General features: G+C 68.8%; 10 protein-coding genes. 2 read left to right on the forward strand and 8 right to left on the reverse strand.

Going from position 1 to position 14,245, the window contains the following annotated elements:
- Positions 1-267 precede the first annotated feature (267 nt).
- From K2Z83_RS22895 to K2Z83_RS22920, 6 genes are all read right to left on the reverse strand, one after another.
- Positions 268-765, reverse strand: coding sequence for a metallophosphatase domain-containing protein (locus tag K2Z83_RS22895; protein ID WP_220597495.1), 498 nt, complete (start codon positions 763-765; stop codon positions 268-270).
- Entirely contained in the window at positions 743-1,585 is an 843-nt protein-coding gene (locus K2Z83_RS22900) for a helix-turn-helix transcriptional regulator (RefSeq protein WP_220597496.1), read from the reverse strand. The genes K2Z83_RS22895 and K2Z83_RS22900 overlap by 23 nt, the downstream gene beginning before the upstream one ends.
- Positions 1,586-2,243: 658 nt before the next feature.
- On the reverse strand, positions 2,244-2,675 hold the full coding sequence (locus K2Z83_RS22905) for an NUDIX hydrolase (RefSeq protein ID WP_220597497.1): 432 nt from the start codon (positions 2,673-2,675) through the stop codon (positions 2,244-2,246).
- A gap of 82 nt (positions 2,676-2,757) precedes the next feature.
- Complete coding sequence (locus K2Z83_RS22910; RefSeq protein WP_220597498.1) at positions 2,758-4,995, reverse strand: NB-ARC domain-containing protein; 2,238 nt, start codon at positions 4,993-4,995, stop codon at positions 2,758-2,760.
- A gap of 270 nt (positions 4,996-5,265) precedes the next feature.
- Complete coding sequence (locus K2Z83_RS22915; RefSeq protein ID WP_220597499.1) at positions 5,266-9,396, reverse strand: NB-ARC domain-containing protein; 4,131 nt, start codon at positions 9,394-9,396, stop codon at positions 5,266-5,268.
- A 211-nt stretch (positions 9,397-9,607) separates the two neighbouring features.
- Entirely contained in the window at positions 9,608-10,642 is a 1,035-nt protein-coding gene (locus K2Z83_RS22920; protein WP_220597500.1) for a LysM peptidoglycan-binding domain-containing protein, read from the reverse strand.
- A 440-nt stretch (positions 10,643-11,082) separates the two neighbouring features.
- Here K2Z83_RS22920 and K2Z83_RS22925 point away from each other — a divergent pair, with 440 nt between their 5' ends.
- Both K2Z83_RS22925 and K2Z83_RS22930 read left to right on the forward strand, forming a co-directional pair.
- Positions 11,083-11,274, forward strand: coding sequence for a hypothetical protein (locus K2Z83_RS22925; protein ID WP_220597501.1), 192 nt, complete (start codon positions 11,083-11,085; stop codon positions 11,272-11,274).
- Positions 11,275-11,338: 64 nt separating this feature from the next.
- Positions 11,339-12,028: a Crp/Fnr family transcriptional regulator gene (locus tag K2Z83_RS22930; protein WP_220597502.1), complete on the forward strand. Its 690-nt coding sequence runs from the start codon at positions 11,339-11,341 to the stop codon at positions 12,026-12,028.
- Between the two features lie 185 nt (positions 12,029-12,213).
- Here K2Z83_RS22930 and K2Z83_RS22935 read toward each other — a convergent pair whose 3' ends face one another.
- Both K2Z83_RS22935 and K2Z83_RS22940 read right to left on the reverse strand, forming a co-directional pair.
- On the reverse strand, positions 12,214-13,689 hold the full coding sequence (locus K2Z83_RS22935) for a hypothetical protein (protein WP_220597503.1): 1,476 nt from the start codon (positions 13,687-13,689) through the stop codon (positions 12,214-12,216).
- A 131-nt stretch (positions 13,690-13,820) separates the two neighbouring features.
- A partial coding sequence (locus K2Z83_RS22940) for a WD40 repeat domain-containing protein (protein WP_370650267.1) occupies positions 13,821-14,245 on the reverse strand: 425 nt, incomplete at its 5' end.

Here is a 14,245-nt window from a genome sequence, read left to right on the forward strand (position 1 = left end):
ACCATCGTGGGATCTGCGTCAGCGCCGGCCGCTCCGGGGAGCGACCGCCGACGATCATGAGGACGAGGATACGCGGTAGCAGGTGTGCAGGGCGCAAAAGACGCCGATTCTGCGTCCATGATTCTCCGACGAAGCAGCGCCGACCGACGAGACGAAAAAGAATTGCGATAGGGAGTATTCGCCATAGAAGGCATCAGGATGCGCGAAACGTCTCTTTAACGCTTTTTAACCCTACCGGAACTTTTCCCGGAAAAAGTACGATCACCCCTAGATATGGAGTCGCGGCCGTAGCTCCCGCACGGCTGCGGCGAGCGCCGCGTCGCCGCAATGCTGGCTCTTGGCGTCCTGATCGAGCGCGCCGAGGGGAGGGCCGTGGGTGATCAGCACATCAATGCCGTCGGGCAGCTCGGCCCAGTGGTACTGTAACGCCATTGGGCTCCGAGAGAAGGCCCAGCCCATGCTAGGCGTCCAGGGTGAGCCGTAGATCTGCACACCCTGGATCGCTACCCGTTCGTCACAGAGGTAGGTGGCGCTGATGAGCAGCGCCCGTGCCGCTTCCGGCTCGTCGTACAAACACCAATCGTGGTTGCCGGCAATCACGAGCTTCTGCCGGTGGGGCAGTTCCGCGAGCCATGCGTTCACATCCGCGAGCGCATCCCGATCCCCGTGGCGCGTCAGGTCGCCCGCATGGATGAGGATATCGCCCGGCGGCACGCGGATCTGCCGGTGCAGCCCGTGGGTGTCACTTATTGCAACGATTCGCATCGCGCACCTCCGGTGCTTGCTCCAAGCGTGGATAGAAGCACCTATCGGCCCAGGCTTCCAGGTCAAAGGGCGCATCTGCCGGAAGCCCAAGCGCGGTACGGATCCGTTGCTCCAGGTATCCACGCACCCGAGGATAGTCCTGATCCTCACGGGAAGGATGCACCCTATGCAGCTTTGCCAGCGCGTCGGCGAGCAGCATATGGTCGAGCGGGGCGGGATCGTGTGGGAGTTGCGCTGGCCCAGGGGCGCGCCGGATCGGGCCGCTCATCTCACCCGTAATGAGATCGACGTGGTAGTAGCCATGCGCCTCAGCCTCACGGATTGCAGCATCCAGCTGATCGCGTTCCTCGGGGCTCGGTCGTGGCGCGATCTCGTTGATCAGCCAGGGCAGCGTGCCGAGCTCGTCGGCGATTCGGCGGGTGACCGCAGGTGGGAGGTGGCGATCGCCGGCGACGAGGCGCAGGTACTCATCTTCGGTGATACCGAGAAATGCGGCGAAGGCCGCCAGGCGCATGCCGTGGTGAAGGCGATACCGCTCCAGCGGCTGATTGAACTCAAAGGGGACACTGGCGTAGAAATCCTCAATACGCGCATCCCGCCGTGCCGCGCTCGCCACGACCGCCTTCGCCCACGCGATCGGGTTGAAGGGGTCGGCGCGCGTGAGGCCGAGCGCTTGCAGGATCTGATCGTGGATCACCGCCCGATAGGATGCCGCGTGCGGCCGGTCGTCGGGGTCGCCGTGGGCCGAATCGGTCGCCGCGACAAGATCCAGATACTCGTGCGCCAGGCCGAGCAACGCATCATCAGATAATGGCACCATCGTCGCACTCCTTTCGTTTTATCGAACGGGTGTGCGCTATGATAGCCGCCGCGCCTGAGGGTGTCAACTTTGCGGCCCCGAACCAGTCACCGTCGCCGCCCAGTTCGAGCGCATGATCGCTGAGGTGTACTCTGGCGCAGGCAGTAGGGGTGGGGAGATCGCCTATGGAACAGAGATCACCCTATGTCCCACGCCGAACTGGACGAGCGTGCGGATCTCCATCCCTCCGGCCCCGCCCGCCCGACCGACCCGCGGCCCCGCCGCGCCCCCGAGCTGGGGGCACCATAGTACTCCGGGAAAATCGTACGCCAAGGAATCGCCGCGTGGGTATCAACTGGTACCAGAGCTATGGTGTTTTTGTTATCGGCAATCGGCAACCAGAAAGCACCGTTCACAGAACAGCACAACTAACATGCCTTAGTTGTGCTGTTGTGGCCGCGACCACGGAGCGTCACTTGACGTGCAAATGAGAGCCTATTCCTCATACCGTGTGATTTCCTGATGCAAGATCAAGGTATAGCAAGGAGAGAAGTAGGTGTCACCACTACCTCCCTCCTTGCTAGCCGAACATAGCGCGCATTACCGGACTTTCACCGAAAAATGATTAGCTGCAAGATAAAACATTTTCCTATATGAAGATGTATATAGCTTGCAGGTGTCAGTAGTTTCGGTCGGTACTCTCAGGCGGGATATACCCGAGCCGCATCAGATTCGCCAGGGGTAGGAACTGCGGCTCGGGCAGGTCGTCCCACCGGAACCACTCCCAGCGCGCGCACTTGGTCGGCTCCAGCGGCAGTGGTTCGCCGCCGGCGTAGTCGGCCTCAACGAAGAGGGTGATGTAGTGCTTGCCTTCGTCGGCGAAGATGTCGTTGGTGTAGGGGCCGCGGCGCAGATTGACGACGGTCAGCCCGGTCTCCTCCCGCACCTCGCGGGCGCCGCAGCCCTCGGGGGTTTCGCCGTACTCCAGGTGGCCGCCGGGCAGCTGCCAGCTGTTCGCCCCGTGGCTGGCCACTCGCCAGCCCAGCAATATCTTGTCGCCGTTGCGGATGATCACCGAGACGCCGACGGCCGGTCGTTGGGGTTGGTCCATGGATCCCTCAGTCTACAAAGAGCGATCGGGCGCAGTATGCTGCGCCCGTGCCTTAGGTCTTGGTGGCGCGCGGCGCCGCTGGTCAGGCCAGGGCCTGCTGGGCCGCGTCGGCGTCACGGCGCATGCCCATGCGAGTGAAGAGGTCGACGGCCTGCTCCAGGAGCGGCGTGGCAGCATCGTGGTCGCCCTGGGTCAGGCGCAGGCGTCCGCTGAGCAGGGCCCACTCGGCCAGGCGGCGCTGGTCGTTGTGGCGGCTCGCGGCGGTGTGGCACTCGGCGAGCGCCGCCTCGGCCGCCGCCAGGTCGCCGCGTTCGAGGTCGATGGTGGCCAGCTTCAGGCTGTTCCCCGTCACCGAGCGGGTGTCGTTGGCCGCACGGGCGTCATCGAGCGACTCGCGGTACAGCGGCGCGGCCTCGTCCACGCGGCCCTGCTCCAGCAGACAGGTGGCCAGCCAGCGCCGGTTGATCACGTGCTTCTGGGCATCCAGCGTGGCCGCGAAGGGCAGCATGCCGCGCCAGTGGGCCTCGGCCGCCGCCAGGTCGCCGCGGGCGTGGGCCAGCAGCCCGCGGGCGTGGCCCAGCTCGAAGGCCGCGTCGCTGCTCAGGTCGGCGCCCGCGGCGGCCGCCTCGGCCTCGGCCAGCAGGCTGGCCGCATCGGCCAGGGTGCTCTTCTTGCTGAGCACCTCGGCCTGCTGGGCCAGGGCCAGCACCAGCTCCGAGCGGTCGCCCAGACGGCGGGCGGCCCCGGCGCGCAGGCCGTAGTTCGCCATCCGCCGCTCGTCCCACAGCCCGCGCACATTGTAATAGTAGCGCACGCCCTCGGCAAGGGCGACGGTGGCCGCGTCCTCGCCGTGAGCCGCCGCCCACTCCAGGCCGGCCTGGATGCTCAGGTGGTCGGCGTCGAGCAGGTCGAGCCGGTCGAGGTCCTGCCAGCAGAAGCCGACCTGCCCGGCCAGCGCGGCGCACCATGCGATCCAGCGCCCGCGCAGGCTCTGCTCCTGGGCTGGGTGCGCAGTGAGCTGCGCGCTCACGAAGGCGCGCACCAGCGGGTGGAGGGCGTAGCGCCGCGTGGCATCCCAGCTGCCCTGCTCGATCTCCAGGAGCGAGAGTTCGGCCAGCCGGCCCAGGCCGCGCCGGGCCGTCGCGTCGGGCAGGTCGGCGACATAGCCCAGGGCCGTGGCGTCGACACTGGTCGGAAAGAGCGTGATCGCCATGACCACCAGCTGGGCGGCGCCGTCGAGCAGGCCCCAGGACCGCGTGAACATGTCGTCGAACAGCGGCTGATCGCGCCCGGCGCGCAGCCCCTCCAGCACGTCGGGCAGGCTTTGCAGACGGACCAGGCCGAGGGCTAGCTTGATCGCCTGGGGGTTGCCGCCGGTGGCCGCGATCAGCGCGGTGAGCTGGGCGGCGTCGCCAGGCCGCTGGCCCGGCATAGCCTGGGAGAGCTCCTCGCTGATCAGGGCGCGGGCCTCGCTATCCTCCATCGGCTTGAGCTCGACCAGGCAGTGTGGCATGCCGACCGGCGGCATGGCCCGGCTCGTCACCAGCGCCTTGCTTGGGGTGGGCAGTGCAGCCAGCCACTCCAGCAGCGCGCTGTCGGCCACCGTCTCGGCATTGTCAAGCACGACCAGCGCCGGCTGACTGCGCAGCAGATCCTCGATCGCCCGGCGCTTCTCGCTGGAGTTCAGCGCGCTGACGCCGGGGTAGCCGAGCACGCGGGCGATCTCGTCGAGCGCGGTCGAGAGGCTGGTGCTGCCGGGGCGGTCGCGGTCGCTGACCCAGACGGGAGTGGTGAAGGCGATCGGGGCCCGGCCCTCGGTGCAGTCGCGGGCGACCGCCTGGGCCAGGCTGCTCTTGCCCATGCCGCCCATGCTGACGACGATGGTGAGCGGGATGGCGCTGCCCAGACCGGCCAGTGCCGCGTCGTAGGCGGCGCGGCGCATGATGAAGCGGCGGTAGGTGGGCGGCGGGATGTTCGGGCGCGGCATGGCGGCGCGGGTCGGCGCGGCCGTCTCAGGGAAGAGCTCAGCGGTCAGGGCCAGGCCCTCGTAGTGCGGGAAGCGCGCCGCCTTGAGGAACTGCTCCAGCCAGCGTTTGCCCATGAGCCCACGTGTGACGCAGGCGCGGGCCAGCGTGCGGGTGAGCTTGTCGTCGCTGGGGAGGGCCCCGCTGCGGTAGCGCTGGAGGGTCGTGCCGGCCATGCTGACCTCGGCACCGACCTCGCTGTCAACGGTTGGCCCGGCCTTGCCCTCGATCGTGCCAATGCTGTTGAGCCCGGCCTTGAGCAGCCGGCCGAATGTCTCGCTGCGATTCACACTCATTAGCGGCCTCCACGGGTAAGCGTATGCTATGGGCCCTAGCATACTCGGATCGGGTCGAAGGATACCAGTGCGTGGCGCTGGGATTTCAGCGCCGCCCACATTGTCACCCCGAGCGCAGCGAGGGGGCTGCACTGCGCCGTGCTGCGCTGCGGATTCCTCCCTGCGGTCGGAATGACAGTGCTACTCCTTGTCACCCCGAGCGCCGCGCGGGGTCTGCACTGTGCTGCGCAGCGCCCTATCGGCTATCGACTATCGGCCTATCGGCTATTGCTACAGCCAGCGCCACTCCTGGCAGACGTCGATGATCGCCCGAGCGATCGCGGCCAGCGTGGGCGGGGCGACGAAGGGCGGGGTGAGGAGGGCTGAGTCGGCAAGGAGCTCTAGCATAGAATGTCGCTCTATGTCGGGTTCGCGGCGCAGCGATGCCTGGAGGTAGGAGCGAATCTGTGCTCGTATCATTCGTTGCATGTTGGGTGCCGTCTGCTCAGTTATTGGATATAGTGTGCTCAGGGCACGGCTGCGGGAGTCGTCGTGGGTGATGGCCTGGGCAGCGTCTAGGGCGATGCGCAGCAGCTCCGGCTGGCCAGCCAGCTGCGGGGCCAGGGCGGCCAGGGCGTGGCTGCGCCTCCCCTCGTTGTTGATGGCCTGGGCAGCGTCTAGGGCGGCGGCTAGGGCGATGCGCAGCAGCTCCGGCTGACCGGCCAGCTGCGGGGCCAGGGCGGCCAGGACATCGCTGCGATCGCCTGCGTCGGTGATGGCCTGGGCAGCGTCTAGGGCGGTGGCCAAGGCGGCCTCCTGCTCGGGACTGGCCAGCTGCGGAGCCAGGGCGGCCAGGGCCTCGCTGCGGAGCCACTCATAGGTGAAGGCCTGGGCGGCGGCGAGGGCGATGCGCAGCAGCTCCGGCTGGCCGGCCAGCCGCGGGGCCAGGGCGGCCAGGGCGGTGCTGCGGGAGTAGTCGTGGGTGATGGCCTGGGCAGCGTCTAGGGCGATGCGCAGCAGCTCCGGCTGGCCGGCCAGCTGCGGGGCCAGGGCGGCCAGAACCTTGCTGCGATGGTCTTCGCGGGTGATGGCCTGGGCGGCGGCAAGGGCGGCGCGCAGCAGCTCCGGCTGGCCAGCCAGCTGCGGGGCCAGGGCGGCCAGAACCTTGCTGCGATGGTCTTCGCGGGTGATGGCCAGGGCGGCGGCCAGGGCGGCGGCCAGAGCGGCCTCCTGCTCAGGACTGGCCAGCTGCGGGGCCAGGGCGGCCAGGGCCTCGCTGCGATCGCCTGCGTCGGTGAAGGCCTGGGCGGCGGCTAGGGCGGCGCGCAGCAGCTCCGGCTGGCCGGCCAGCTGCGGGGCCAGGGCGGCCAGAACCTCGCTGCGATGGTCTTCGCGGGTGATGGCCTGGGCGGCGGCAAGGGCGGCGCGCAGGGCGACCTCCTGCTCAGGGCCGGCCAGCTGCGGGGCCAGGGCGGCCAGAACCTCGCTGCGATCGCCTGCGTCGGTGAAGGCCTGGGCGGCGGCGAGGGCGGCGCGCAGCAGCTCCGGCTGGCCGGCCAGCTGCGGGGCCAAGGCGGCCAGGGCCTCGCTGCGATCGCCTTCGCGGGTGATGGCCTGGGCGGCGGCGAGGGCGGCGCGCAGCAGCTCCGGCTGGCCGGCCAGCTGCGGGGCCAGGGCGGCCAGGGCCTCGCTGCGATAGTCGTCGCGGGTGATAGCCTGGGCGGCGGCGAGGGCGGTGCGCAGCAGCTCCGGCTGGCCGGTCAGCTGCGGGGCCAAGGCGACCAGGGCCTCGCTGCGGAAGTATGCGTTGGTGATAGCCTGGGCGGCGGCCAATGCCAGTTCTTGTAGCTCAGGGCGCAGACACTGGAGTGTTGCTACGAATATGGCATCCTTGCTCGCCAGGCCTAATAGCTCCGCCGCCATCGCCGCCTGCTTTATTGGGTCGGCGATCTTCTTCGCAATACTCAGCGCTCGCTGCGGTGTCCAGCCATCCAAGCCATCCAGCCCGATCGCGACCGCCTGAGCGACCAAGGCTGGTTCGTAGTTGGCGGCCAGCGAGTTGACACTGCTGCGGATGAGGGCGTAGCGCACGCAGTCGGCTAATGTGATCGGATCCTGGTCAGCGTCGATCTGCCGATTCGCCACAGCCTCGGCGCGATCCCATGCATACTCCACGTCGGACAGGTAACCTTCGTAGCGCCAGTCGCTCTGCGGCACGCGCACCTGCATCCACTCGTCGTCGGCGAAGAGGACGCGCAGCTCGCCCCAACGCGTGGTGCCGGCCAGGTGGTAGGCCAGGTGGTCATAGAGGTAGCCGTCGTCTTTCAGCGTATGCCAGGGCAACCCGGTGGGGTTGTAGGCGGTGATCAGGGCGGCATGGGTTGTCGGTACCTCATCACCCAGTCGCTCGCCAATGAGCATGCGCAACAAGTCGTGGATGCTTGCCTGCTGTATGGTCGGGTCGTAGCTGAGCAGCGCGCGCGCGGCGAGCCTCTTTAGCTGGAGCTCGGCAGCGAAATTGTCGCCATTCGCTGGAGCAAGCCAAAGCCGAGCCACAGCACACAGCGAGATCGGCTCACCCGCCTTAAAGATCGCGAGCTGGAGGTAGCAGGCCCGCTCCTGTTTCTCAAGTGCATCAATGCTCATCGCCAGCGCCACGTACACATCGTCGTGCGCAACCGACTCGCCGTCAGGGCCGCTCGGTCGCTCACGCTCCAGCCGCAGCCGGCGCTGCTGGAAGGCGGCAAGCCATTGTTCGGCGGGCCAGTCGCTCAGCTGGCTTCCGGCAATCTCCACCGCCAGCGGCAGGTAGCCCAACGATTTGACGATCCGCTGCTTTAGCTCCAGGTAACACTCATCAAGTCCGCCGATGGCCCAGCGCTCCAGCAGGTGAATCGCTTCATCCTCTGTGAGCAACTCTACATTGAAGGTCTGCGCGCCGAGCTGCCGGGCGATCTTGGCATCCCGAGTTGTTATCAGCGTACGGCAGGCGGGGCCACCTACCAGAAGGGGTTGGGCGTGGCCCAGTTGCCAGACATTGTCGATCACCAGCAGACAGCGCCGCTCGCGCAGCAGGTTGCCAAGCTGGGCACTCAGCCCCTCAACGGTGGGTGCGTTCTCAGCGATGATACCGTGCAGGGTACTCACCCACTCGCGTAGGTGTCGAAGCAACTCGGGGGTCTGGCCGAGCGAAACCCAGAGGATACCGTCAGGGAATCCCGCACGGAGATCATCGTCCTCACAGAGCGCGCGGGCGAGCACGCTCTTGCCGATGCCGCCCATGCCGTGCAGCGCAGTCAGGGCCACAGCGCGATCGGTGCCGCGCAGGGCCGCGCGGGCGCGGGCGAGCAGGTCGGCGCGCTCAATGTAGTAAGGAGGGAAGGGGCTGCTAGGGAGAAAGTCGCGGCGCGGAGGCGCGGGGCCAGGCGGCAGGGGCAGCGAGCGGATGCGGCGAGCGTTGTGGCGCACAAACGCCTCAAGCCAGCGCGCAGCTGCCTCAGCGCCGTAGACGTGGTACACATCATTCTTGCCGTCGTCGGCGTAATCGACCGCGCTCTTAACCACCAGCCCGCGCAGCTGCTTCTGGCGGGTCGTGTAGTAGAAACTGGCGCTCTCCATATCGAGCATGAGCACCTTGCGCGCCCGCCCGACCAGCTGTGGCCATAAGCCAGGCACCGCCTGGACGCTGGGCGACTGGGCGGCCGGCGCGATCTTCACCGCCGGCTTCCGTGACTGCCAGGTGGCGGCCCAGCGCTTCGCTTCGCTGGTCGGCCAACCGTCACTTGTGATCATGTCCTGGTGCTGCAGCCAATCCTTGACCAGGTCGAGCCATATCCCCTGGGCTTTCAGGGCGTCGCGGTCGGCTTCGCGAAGGAAGGCGGGGCCGCTCGCCTCCAGCTCATGGAGGACAAATGTGACCTGATCAGCCGGATGCTTGCCCTGGATGCTGGCGATCCAGTCGTCGCCAAGGCCGATAAAATCCGCAGCCCAGGCCAGCGGCTCATCGCTAAATGGCTTGTCAGTCTCGCCGCTGGGCTCCAGGCCCGCGGCTGTTCTTTTGCCGTCATCAGTGTCGAATGACCACTCGGCGATCAGCACGTCGCCCAGGCGCACCTTCTCTGGGCGACCGGCGCAGATACCAGCCATCACCGTCAGGCGCGGGCGCAGCGGTGCGATACGCTGGATCGCCGCCTGAATCTCATCAGAACCGGCCTTGCCGGCTGTGGCCGCCACGATGACGAGATCGCGGCCTTCGGTGCTCAGCGTCGTCCAGCGGTGTGGCCAGTGCTCGATCTCGAACTCGAACCACCCGACCGGCCCGGCGAATGCGGCCAGCACTGCCGCGAGCTCCTCGTGGAGCGCGCAGATGATCGCAACATCGACCTGCTGGTGCGGCTGGGTTGGCGGTGCGGCCTGAGTCATCGGCAGATCCTCGCAAATGACAGCTTCCACCTCAAACAACGATCATTCCTTCACAAAATTGGCGGGCTTTTATCATAGCATTCTCCGCTCTAGATCGGGGGCTTCACTGTGGCGCGCCGCAAGATTCCTCGCTGCGCTGCGCTCGGGGTGACAACGCTTGCGTTGTCACCCCGAGCGCAGCGCAGCGGAGCCGAGGGGCCTTGCCGGGCGATCAGGCCGGGATGCTCAGCACCTGGCCGGGGAAGATCAGGTTGGGGTTGGGGCCGATCACGGCCTGGTTGGCGTTGTGGATCGTCGGCCAGGCGTTGGCGTTCCCGTAGGCGGCCAGGGCGATCGCGCTGAGCGTGTCGCCGGGCTTGACCGTGTAGCTCCCGCCGGCGACCGCGCCGCCGCCCGCGCCACCGCCCGGCGTACCGGCGCCGGTCATGGCGGGGGGGATGCTCAGCACCTGGCCGGGGAAGATCAGGCCCGGGTTGGGGCCGATCACGGCCTGGTTGGCGTTGTGGATCGTCGGCCAGGCGTTGGCGTTCCCGTAGGCGGCCAGGGCGATCGCGCTCAGGGTGTCGCCCGGCTTGACCGTGTAGCTCCCGCCGGCGACCGCGCCGCCGCCCGAGCCGCCCCCCGGCGTACCGGTGCCGGTCATGGCGGGGGGGATGCTCAGCACCTGGCCGGGGAAGATCAGGCCCGGGTTGGGGCCAATCACGGCCTGGTTGGCGTCGTAGATCGTCGGCCAGGCGTTGGCGTTGCCATAGAAGGCCAGAGCGATAGCGCTCAGGCTGTCGCCCGGCTTCACAACGTAGGTCGTCGGCGCTGGGGCGAGCGTGCCCAGCGCGATCGGGTCGGTGGCGGCGCCGGGCGTGGCGGCCGTGCCGACACCGGCTTTGTAGCCCGCAACCGGCAGCGTGACGGCGACCGCGACGGAGCCCACTTTGTAGCCCGATACCGGCGCGGCGCCGGCGCGGGCGGGGCCGCTCAGCATGCTGGCCCCCAGGGCGGCCACCAGGCCGGCGGCGGCCACGTGGGCCCGCACCCGGGCGGCCAGCCGGCGGGCCGCCCGGGCCGGGCGGGCCGGGGCCAGCGGGCTGGCCAGCAGGCTGGCCAGCAGGCGCTGCTGCTCCTGGCGGGTGGAGTAGGCCTTGCATCGCGGGCAATCGCCCAGGTGGGCGTCCATAATTGCGCGCACCGGCGCGATCAGATCCTCGGCCTCGGGGATGTCGAGCAGCTGGCGGACGTGTGTGCAGATCATGGGGCGCTCCTTTGGTTGTGGGTGCTATCGGTCACGCCACAATCAAACCATGCCCCCGGGCCGCTCGCTCCGCTCCGAGCGATGGACCTCCAGCGGGGCAAATGTCCCGCGCTCAGCCCGGCGGGCTGGAATCCCAGCGCCCCCTCGTTGCCCCGGCGCTCGCGCCTCACGCTCGCGCTCAAGGAGCTGCCGGGCCGCCGGGATCTCACCGATGAAGCGGCTGAATAGGGCCAGCGTATCGGATGAAGAAGGCGCGCTCGCGGCGGCTACCCAGGGCTGAAATCCAGGCATGCCCAGCACTGAAGCTCCCGCTGCTCGCGCCTACATCTTCATTATCGCCACGTGGTTTGCTCTGACAGGGAGTAGTAAGCAAACGCGGAGGTGTCGATATGGAGCTATTGATCAGCCTTCAGCACGTAAGCAAATACGGAGGTACCGACATGGAGCTCGTGATCATCCTCGTAGTAGGGTTCTTCGTCCTTCTGTCCGCAGGCGGCGGGGGCGGCACCGCCGAGCCCCAGGTGATCTATGTGGTCGCCCCGGAGCGGCGCGGCGGCGGGGCCGGCGCGCTGCTGGGCCTGCTCGTCTTCGTCGGCCTGGTGATCTATCTGCTCGGCGGGATCGCTGCATAGCCGCTCGCCAAGAAGCTGTGGGCTGACCATATCGGCTATCGGCTATTTCAAGAGGAGGTGCGCCATGACCATCAGCCCCGCCGATCTGGCCGCCTACCCGCTCTGCGCCGGCCTGGGAATCGAGCAGCTGGCCCTGGTGGCCAGGGCCGCGCGCCGGGTGGCCGTGATGCCCGGCGCCCTGCTGATGAGCCGCGCGCAGCCCGGCGACGCCGCCTACCTGGTGGCATCGGGGACGCTGCACGTGCTGATCGACCTGCCCGACGGCGCCAGCGTGATCCTGGCCGCGCTCGGCCCGCAGGCTCTGGTGGGCGAGCTGGGCGTCGTGCAGAGCGCCGCCCGCTCGGCCAGCGTGGTCGCCGCCGAGCGGGCGGCGCTGCTGGCCATCCACCGCGACGACTTCACCGCGCTGCTGCGGGCCATCCCGGCCCTGGCCCTGAACCTAAACGCCATCCTGGCCCAGCGCCTGCGCCTGGCCAACGCCCAGATCCTGGCCATGGGCGCCGGCGACCCGTCGGCCCGCGTCGCCCGCACCCTGCTCACCTTCGCCGGCGAGCACGGCGTCCCGCGCGCCGGCGGCGTAGGGCTGCCCTTCCGCCTCACCCAGTCCGACCTGGCGCGCATGACCGGGCTGGCCCGGGCCAGCGTCAACAAGGTGGTGGGCGAGCTGGCCCGCCGCCAGGTGCTGCGCAGCGACACCCGCCAGCACCTGACCCTGATCGACCTGGCGGCCCTGGAGGAGCTGGCGCAGTGGTGAGGCAATAGCCGATAGCCGATAGCCGATAGCCGATATGAGCGCAGCGTCTCTCCTTGTCACCCCGACCGAAGCGAGCGGAGCGAGCGCAGTGGAGGGGTCTGCACTGCGCCGCAGCGCCAGATTCCTCCACTCGCTGCGCTCGGTCGGAATGACAGTGATAAGCGCTGTCTCCTGCCTCCTGCCTTCTACCCAAGCTGCGGCCAGGCCCGGCTGAGGAAGGCGGCCAGCCAGGCGACCGACGCGCGCGCCGCGTAGGCCCGGTCCTGATCGCCCTTCTGCGCGTCGGCGCGGTCCGAGACGCCCTTGACGCCGAAGCCGGCGACCTGGTTGTAGCTCAGCGCGGCGTAGAACGAGGCCAGCTCCATATCGACCGCGCGCAGCTTGCGGATCAGCTCGCCCAGCCCGCGCCCGCCGACCGTCGCCGCCGGGTCGGCGGTGGCGATCACCGTCTCCGATTGGGCGGTGACCCCGATGTGTACCTGCGGCGTGCGCTGCTGGTGATGATCCAGCGGGAGCGTGTCGAGCCATGCCTGGTCGTCGGCGTGGGCGCGCAGCAGGGTGAGCAGCTGGGGCGGCAGCCGGTGGGGCAGCAGGTTGAGCTGCGTGCCGGCGGCGGTGTCCTTGCCGCCCTGGAGCGGGCGCACGGCCGCCTCGGCGACCACCACATCGCCGATCTGCGCCGCGCCGAGCCCGCCGCACAGCCCGGTCATCACCATCAGCCGTGGCTGGAGCAGGATGCCCATGCGCGCCACCGCGTTCACCGTCGCGTCGCCGCCCATCTCGGGCAGGGCGTGGGCGACCACGTGCAGGCGGTGCGGCCCGAAGGCGATCTCGGCGTAGCGGTGCTGAAAGCTCCGCAGGCCAAACTCCTGCCAGAGCCCGCCCTCGCCGACGAGCTCCATCACCGGCTCCAGCTCCTCGGCCAGGGCGGTGACGATCGCCAGGTCGACGTGCGCGGGCATCCAGCCGGGCTCCATGAGCTGGATGCGCGGCGGCCGGCCGCTCAGCGCCCCCATATCGGCGCGCAGCCCGTCGCGCAGGGCCTTGCCGGCGGCGAGCACGCGCGCGGCATCCTCGGGGCGCAGCGCGGTCGCGGCCGGGTCGGGGCGGCCGGCGAGGGCCTCCTTGATCGCGTCCTTGAGCTCGAAGAAGGGGATGCGGCAGCGCTCCTCAAGATATAGCCCGCCGACATTGTCGCCCGGCCCGCGCAGGCCGAAGTACCAGTCGCGCAGCTCGGCGCTGAGCTGCGCGAGGACATTGGCGTCGAGGGGGAGGACCGGGCTGTAGCGGGCCAGCGCGCCGCTGATGCGGAAGAGCTGCTCGTAGGCGGCGCGACGGCGGGCGCGGGCCGCCGGCGCCGGGCCGCCGGGGAGGCCGGGCGTCACCGACAGCGAGAAGTGGAAGATCGGCTGGCCGACCACTCCGCCGTGGATCTGCACGTCGGCGAACAGCGGCCCCTGGGCGATGATGACCAGCGAGTCGCCGTGGCGAACTCTGCGCCCGGCGAGCCTGCTGATCTGCGCCTTCAGCTCAGGGCGCGCATCGACATAGGCCAGGGCCTCCTCGCGGCTCAGCGCCCCCGAGCGCAGCCCGTCGAGCAGCTCGCGCAGCGGCCCCGCCTGCTCTGGGTCCAGCTCCTCAAGGGTGGGTGTGTCGGTCATCGTGTGTGCTCCTGGTGTCTCAGCGCGCTGCGCTGGCAGATTCATCACTGCGTTCGGGATGACAACGCAGCTCACTGTCACCCCGAGCGCAGCGAGGGGTCTTCGCAGCTATCTCTGGGACTATTGCCCTGCTACGGCGCTGGGTAGGCCGGTGGCGCAGGTGCAGGCGTAGATGATGGCGTTGTAGGTGCGGGTGGCGCCGTGCTCGCTCGCTGCCAGCTATACACCGGCGGGCATTGGCGCGTGGCGAAGTCCACCACGAACGGCGTGCCGATGCTATTGTTCGCGATCTCCTGCGTTGTCAAGTCCCTGCCGACCGAGCAGCTTGCTAGAGCAAGCAGGTCAGCCGTCTGTGCTAGGAAGACCTTCGCCGTGCCATCGTATGATGCGGTGACGATGCGATCGCCCTGCGGGTTGAACGCTGCGCTAGTGACACCACTCGTATGGCCCTGGAGGGTGGCGAGCGCGGCCCCGCTGGCGGCGTCCCAGACCTTCGCCGTGCCATCGAGCGACGCGGTGACGATGCGGGTGCCGTCCGGGCTGTAGGCCGCGCTAG

The sequence above is a fragment of the Oscillochloris sp. ZM17-4 genome, assembly GCF_019599295.1.
Taxonomy (GTDB): domain Bacteria; phylum Chloroflexota; class Chloroflexia; order Chloroflexales; family Chloroflexaceae; genus Oscillochloris.